This is a genomic window from Rhodothermales bacterium, from assembly GCA_013002345.1.
Classification (GTDB): Bacteria; Bacteroidota; Rhodothermia; order Rhodothermales; family JABDKH01; genus JABDKH01.
In genome coordinates, this window is sequence record JABDKH010000073.1 from 1 (window position 1) to 7,155 (window position 7,155).

General features: G+C 58.6%; 5 protein-coding genes. 4 read left to right on the forward strand and 1 reads right to left on the reverse strand.

The annotated features are described in order from the left end of the window. From HKN37_03795 to HKN37_03810, 4 genes are all read left to right on the forward strand, one after another. A partial coding sequence (locus tag HKN37_03795; protein NNE45763.1) for a homoaconitase occupies positions 1 to 1,646 on the forward strand: 1,646 nt, incomplete at its 5' end. A gap of 22 nt (positions 1,647 to 1,668) precedes the next feature. After that, complete coding sequence (locus tag HKN37_03800; GenBank protein ID NNE45764.1) at positions 1,669 to 2,868, forward strand: isocitrate/isopropylmalate dehydrogenase family protein; 1,200 nt, start codon at positions 1,669 to 1,671, stop codon at positions 2,866 to 2,868. After that, entirely contained in the window at positions 2,865 to 4,121 is a 1,257-nt protein-coding gene (locus HKN37_03805; GenBank protein ID NNE45765.1) for a citrate lyase ACP, read from the forward strand. The genes HKN37_03800 and HKN37_03805 overlap by 4 nt, the downstream gene beginning before the upstream one ends. A 4-nt stretch (positions 4,122 to 4,125) precedes the next feature. Continuing rightward, complete coding sequence (locus HKN37_03810) at positions 4,126 to 5,691, forward strand: citrate lyase subunit alpha (protein NNE45766.1); 1,566 nt, start codon at positions 4,126 to 4,128, stop codon at positions 5,689 to 5,691. Between the two features lie 143 nt (positions 5,692 to 5,834). Here the strand turns inward: HKN37_03810 and HKN37_03815 are convergent. Beyond that, a partial coding sequence (locus tag HKN37_03815; protein ID NNE45767.1) for a type II/IV secretion system protein occupies positions 5,835 to 7,155 on the reverse strand: 1,321 nt, incomplete at its 5' end.

Here is a 7,155-nt window from a genome sequence, read left to right on the forward strand (position 1 = left end):
GTATCAGCCATCAGGTGATGGTCTCTCACGGGTACGTATTGCCCGGGTCACTGGTTGTGGGCTCGGATTCTCATTCGAACATGTATGGCGCGCTCGGCGCACTCGGTACTCCCGTAGTGAGAACAGATGCCGCAGCGATCTGGGCGACCGGCGAGTTCTGGTGGCAGATCCCGAGGACGATCCAGGTCGTCCTGACCGGAGAGCTTCGGGATGGAGCCGCGGGAAAGGATGTCATCATCACGCTTTGCGGGCTGTACAATCAGGGCGAAGTCCTGAATGCGGTGGTCGAGTTTACCGGGCCGGGCATCGCAGGACTGTCGATCGATGAACGGATGACGATCGCCAACATGACGACGGAATGGGGAGCACTGGCGGGCTGGTTTCCCGTGGACGATGTCACGGTTGACTATTTGCGTGTTCGCAGCCGCGTGCTTCACAAGAGGGGATCCGATCGGATCAGCGATGCTGATCTGAATCTTTGGATGACGAACCCGCCCGCTCCCGACGAGGATGCAGCGTACGCCGGGAGAATCGTCCTTGATCTGAACGAGATTACACCGCACGTGTCCGGACCAGATACCGTTCAAGCGATGCGGTCGGTTGCGGAAATTGAGAGCGAGAAGATCCCCATCAACAAAGCCTACCTCGTCTCGTGTGTCAACAGTCGTTTGTCTGACCTCGAGGCAGCAGCTGCCGTCATGAGCGGCAAGCAGGTTGCTGCCGGCGTTGAGTTTTACATCGCGGCCGCCAGTCGCGAGATACAGGAGGAGTCCGAACAGTCAGGCGTCTGGAACACCCTCACCGATGCGGGCGCCATTCCGCTGCCGCCAGGGTGCGGGCCATGCATCGGACTGGGTGCGGGAACGCTCGAGTCCGGCGAAGTTGGCATCTCTGCCACGAATCGAAACTTTAAGGGGCGCATGGGCTCGCGGGACGCAAAAGCGTATCTGGCGAGTCCGCAGGTCGTTGCTGCCTCGGCGATCTCCGGCTATATCAGTGGGCCGGGTACGACAAATGGTCGCACGCCGACGAAATCCTTTGAGACAATCCCGCTGGCTCAGATTGATGAGACCGTGGACATCGTCGACGGTTTTCCGCGCACACGCTCCGGTCGGCTCGTCTTCATTCCGAAGGACAATCTGAATACCGACGGCATCTACGCCGGAGACTACACCTACCGCGAGGACATGACGCGTGAGGATATGGCGCGCGTTGTGATGGAGAACTATGACCCTGATTTCGCCCGACGCACCCGACCAGGCGATCTCCTGGTGAGCGGGCGGAACTTCGGCACCGGCTCCAGCCGCGAACAGGCCGCCACGGCGCTTCAGGCCAGGGGCATCGCAATGGTCATTGCCGGCAGCTTCTCACAGACCTACCTGCGGAACGCGTACAACAACGGATTCATCTGCATCGAATGCCCCGATCTGGTGGATCATCTCAAGACGGTATTGTCGGACGAGTCGCAGCAGAATCTGACGACTATCCCCGGCGATGAGCTAGACGTCGACTTCGCCAGCGGAAGTATTTCGTTTCGCGACAGTCGTTTTCGATTTCCGCCGCTCGGAACGGTTCCGCAGTCGCTCGTGGTGTCCGGTGGCATTGAGAACACCGTGAGAGCCAGACTCGCAGGCGACGCGCAATAACATCAACAATCATCATAATAACATGCGACGAACTGTAGTAACGATGCCCGGCGACGGGATTGGAGCATCCGTGCTTCCTGAAGCGCTTCGCGTCCTCGACGCCGTGGGTTTTGAGGCCGACTATGTCCATGGCGACATCGGGTGGGAATTCTGGAGGACGGAGGGTAACCCACTGCCCGATAAAACGATCAAGCTGCTGGAAGAGCACAAGCTCGGGCTCTTTGGAGCGATCACATCCAGGCCGAAGAAAGAGGCTGCGGCCGACCTGGCGCCACACCTGCGTGACAAGGGCTACGTCTACTTTAGTCCGATCGTTGGAATGCGACAGCGTTTTGGGCTGGATGTTTGTATCCGACCCTGCAAGTCTTTTGCCGGCAATCCACTGAATTTCATTCGACAGACCGCGGACGGCGGGTTCGAGGAGCCGGCGGTCGACGTCGTCATCTTCCGACAGAACACGGAAGGGCTCTATTGCGGTATCGAGTGGACCGATCCCCCGGAGGAAGTGCGCAAAGCACTGGCACTACACCCGAAGTTTCCAGCCTTTGCCGAAGTCCCCTCGAAAGACGTGGCGATGTCGGTTCGTCTTTTCACGCGTCGCGCCTGCCGCCGTATTGTTGAGGCCGCATTCACGTATGCCGAAAAACACGGGTACAAGTCCGTCACGGTATGCGAGAAGCCCAATGTACTTCGTGAGACTTCGGGCATGATGGAGGAGGTCGCACGCGAAGTGCACGCGAATCATCCGGACATCCAGCTCTGGTCAACCAACATTGATGCACAAATGATGTGGCTGACCAAAAACCCGGAGGACTACGGTGTGCTCGTTGCGGGCAATCTGTTCGGCGACATCGTCTCGGATGCATTCGCCGGTCTGGTCGGGGGCCTCGGCTTTGCGTGTTCCGGCAATATCGGTGACGATGTGGCCGTCTTCGAACCAACACATGGATCGGCGCCGAAGTATGCGGATCTTGACCCGTCCATTGTCAATCCGATCGCGATGATTCTCAGTGCCGCGATGCTGCTCGACCACGTGGGAGAAGAGGAGCGCGGTCGGCGCGTCCGGCAGGCAGTGGCAGAGGTCGTTAGTGAAGGCAAGGTGCGGCCGTACGACATGATGAAAATCCCCGGTGGTTCCGATTCGATTCGGCGAGGTGCCGCGACGACACGGGAAACGACTGACGCCATCCTGGAGAAACTCGGTCAACTGGAGCCCGCATGACGAATCAGACAGAAGCAAACGGTCGGGCCAACGTGAACCGAAGTGAGGCCGGCCGTCGTGGAGATGGCGTACGATCGGACGTGTTCGTATCTGTCGAACGTACCGAACGTGGTGGCCTGTCACTCGATGTCACATCCAGGGCGGAGGCGCTGTACGGCGAATCTATCCGGAAAGATGTGACCGAAGTCGTAAACGCTTTCGGACTGGGTGACGCAACCGTAACGGTCGAGGACCAGGGTGCGCTCCCGTTCGTGCTTGCAGCCCGGGTTGAGACTGCATTGCGAAGGCTGGGTCTCGAGGGCGACGGACGGCCGGCTCGCCATCCGCGTACGTATCCAAGGACCGAGCGTGACCGGCTTCGTCGCTCGCGACTTTACCTGCCGGGCAACGAGCCAAAGTTCATGATCAACGCGGCATTGCATGCGCCCGACGCAGTGATCCTCGATCTGGAAGACTCGGTTCACCCACTCGAGAAAGACGCGGCGCGGATTGTGGTACGGAACGCACTGCGATGCCTCGATTTCCGGGGCTGTGAGCGCATGGTACGAATCAACCAGCACGAGGCGGGACTTCTTGATCTCGATGCCGTGATTCCGGAGTCACCGGATCTCATACTGATTCCGAAAGCCCAGACTGTTGACGATGTACGCCAGGTCGTGGAAAGAATACGTGAGATTCAGCGCGGTACAGAACAGCCGGAGCCGATCTGGATCATGCCTATTCTGGAGTCGGCGCTCGGCATCGAGAACGCATTCGACATCGCGCGCGCATCAGAAAATGTCGTCGCGCTGACCATCGGATTGGAGGACTATACTGCCGACCTGGGCGTGCGAAAGACCTTCGAGGGCGATGAGTCTCTTTATGCGCGAATGCGACTGGTCAACGCCTCGGTCGCCGCCGGTTTGCAGGCGATTGACTCCGTCTTTGGCAACGTCGGCGACATGGACGCCCTCAGAGCATGGGCCACACGATCAAAGGGGATGGGATTTGAAGGCATGGGCTGCATACATCCTCGTCAGATTCGGCCGATTCACGAATCGTTCGCCCCGTCGGAAGCAGAGATAGAGAAATCACTGACGATTGTTGCTGCCTTCGAGTTGGCACAGGCACGGGGACTGAGTGTTGTGAGCCTCGGCTCAAAAATGATCGATCCCCCGGTCGTGATCCGTGCCCAGCGTCTCGTCGAAACGGCACGAAGAGCCGGGCTTATATCAGATGAATCCGACATTCCCAAGAACGCGGCAGACTCCTGACCCGATGATCAGCACATCACTCGACTTCGTAGAAAACAGCCTGGGACGTCGCGTACCAACGCTGGCAAACGGCAAGGCACAGGTGCCGTTTCGTGGCGTCGGAGCGCTCGAGCCGGTAGGCCGAAAGCACGGTCCACCTATTCGCTCATGCAAGAACTATCCAGCGAGTGGCGACAAGCGCGTGCCGGATCTGAAGACGGCGCTCGAGAGATGCGGGTTGCGCGACGGTATGGTGATTTCGAGCCATCATCACCTTCGCAACGGCGACCGCGTGGCGCTTATGGCACTGCAGACCGCCGCTGAGATGGGGGTAAAAGACCTGATGTGGTTTCCGAGTGCCTCGTTCCCGTGCCAATCGCCAGTGATCGACCTGATGGACAACGGCGTCGTTCACCATATCGAGGGAAGCATGAACGGCCCTCTCGGTGCCTACTGTTCCGAAGGACATATGAGAGGTCTGGGAGTCCTGAGGTCCCATGGCGGAAGATGGCAGGCGATCCAGGATGGCGAAGTCAAGATCGATATCGCCGTCATTGCGGCGCCGACGGCCGACGCGTTCGGAAACGCCGACGGCTCCCATGGTCCGTCGGCGTGTGGCTCGCTGGGTTTTGCTCTGGCAGACTCGATCTACGCCGAGCACGTCATCGTCGTTACGGATAATCTGGTGCCGTTTCCGTGCGTGCCATGGCAGATCCAGGGCAACAATGTCGACTATGTAGTGGAGGTCGACTCGATCGGCGATCCATCCAAGATCGTTTCCGGCACGACTCAACTCACAAAGAGTCCGGATCGGCTGTTGACCGCCGAGTACGTTGCACGGTTCATGCGCGACGTGGGAATCATGCGCGACGGCTTTTCCTTCCAGGCGGGCGCCGGCGGCATCGCGCTAGCTTTTGTCGGTTTCCTGAAAGAAATGATGCGCGAAGCCGGAGTGAAGGCGCGGTTTGTACGCGGTGGATCGTCGCAGTACCTGGTGGACCTGCTCAAGGACGGACTGACGGATTACATTCTCGACGGACAGACATTCGACCTGGCGGGCGTCGAGTCGATCGGCTCTGATCCACGCCACGTGGCCACATCCCCGTTCACGTCATACAACTTCCACGGAAAAGGTAACTTCGCCGGCATTGTGGACGCTGTGGTCCTCGGTGCCACCGAGGTTGATCTGTCCTTTAATGCCAACGTCGTCACACATTCGGACGGCATGCTGTTGCACGGGATCGGAGGATGGCAGAACTGTCTCGCCTCGGGTTGTACGATTCTTGCTCTTCCCTCCTTCCGCGACAGGATCCCCGTGATCGTCGATGAGGTCACAACTGTTACCGGTCCGGGAGAGCTCGTCGACGTTGTGGTATGCGAACGCGGAATTGCCATCAACCCCCGACGGCAGGATCTGCTCGATGCGGTGAAAGGCACTGACCTGCCGATCCGGAGTATCGAGGATATCAGGAGCGAGGTGGAGTCGTTGGTCGGGACACCGGCGAAGGCCCGTGTAACCGATGAACCGGTCGCCATCATCAAGTGGGTCGACGGCAGTGTGATCGACACGGTGTGGAAGGTGGCGCAGTAGTGGTGTTTCGTCGTTGCGAGCGAGCCGAAGGAAGGCGCACCGCGAAAATCACCATCATCGCGAGCAAGCGTCAACCGTACCCGGTCATTGCGAGCGAGGGTCAGCGACCGCGGCAACCTTGATCGATACAGACAGCCCGCGCCCTACTCGCTTGCCGTCACGCGGATCATTTCCTCAACCGTGGTCTCGCCCATCTTAACGATTTCGCGAGCCGAGTCCTGCAGCGTCAACATGCCTTCGGCCATAGCCAGCTCCCGAATGGCATCCTCGTCAATCGCCTCGCCTGCCTCGACGACCATATGACGGATGGCCGGTGAGAAGTACAGCGTTTCACACAGAGCGCGGCGTCCTTTGAACCCGATTCCCTTGCACGTCCTACATCCTTTGTCATACGACGCCGAATAAAACGTCGTCTCATCCATCTCCGCCTCGGTGAAGCCAATACTCTTCATCAAGATTCGATCCGGACTGTCGTTCACTTTCTTGCAGGTGGGACACACCGTTCGAATGAGCCGCTGAGCCACGATCAGGTTAATGGCATAGGAGATCAGGAACGGCTCGATGCCCATCTTATAGAGCCGGCTTACGGCGCTCGGTGCATCGTTAGTGTGCAACGTTGAGAACGTGAGGTGACCCGTGTTGGCCAGTTTGATTGCCAGTTCAGCGGTCTCTTTGTCACGCATCTCACCAACCATAACGATGTCAGGGTCATGGCGCAGGATAGCGCGGAGCGCCTGCTCGAGATTCAACTTGTGGTTCAGCTTGATCTGACGAACACCCTTGATGATGTACTCGACAGGATCTTCAACCGTCAGCACATTGACATCGGGTGTTACCACCTGGTGGAGCGCGGCAACCAGGGTGGTGCTCTTACCCGAACCCGTAGGTCCGGTCAGGATCACCATGCCATGAGGTTGACGAATAGCTTTGTCGAAACGCTCCAGTGCAACGTCCAGCATTCCGAGCTTGCGCAGATCTGTGAGCACCTTACGGTCGTCGAGCACACGAATTACGATGCTTTCGGCCCGCACATCCGCTCGCTCGGTCGCAATCGGCAGGACGGACACACGAAATCGGATGAGAGCGTCATCGATGCGACGCTGAACAAACCCGTCCTGCGCCGCGTCGCGCTCGAATCGATCAACGTTAACCGAGTTGTCCTTGACGACCGCCAGAAACGCCTCGGGGTGTACTTTTTCCTCGGTATGCCATTTTCGCAGGCGACCGTCGATACGGAAGTGTATCTCAACCTGACGTCTGGCATTCGGATAGATATGAAGGTCCGACGCGCCCTGGCGAACGGCTTCGATAAGTGACGCTTCGAAAAGGTTGATCAGCGTCGATCTGGAGATCTCGGCTTCCAGGGCCTCTTCGTCAATCAGATCACCCTCAACATCCTGGTAACTCGTTCCCAGGTCCTCGGCAAATGGATCGTCCGTCAGTCGCTGCAGGTACTGATTCTCC

Excerpts from the sequence above, each read along its gene's own strand:
- HKN37_03800 (NNE45764.1), top strand. The coding sequence starts at position 1,669 with ATGCGACGAACTGTAGTAACGATGCCCGGCGACGGGATTGGAGCATCC.
- HKN37_03805 (NNE45765.1), top strand. The coding sequence starts at position 2,865 with ATGACGAATCAGACAGAAGCAAACGGTCGGGCCAACGTGAACCGAAGT.
- HKN37_03810 (NNE45766.1), top strand. The coding sequence starts at position 4,126 with ATGATCAGCACATCACTCGACTTCGTAGAAAACAGCCTGGGACGTCGC.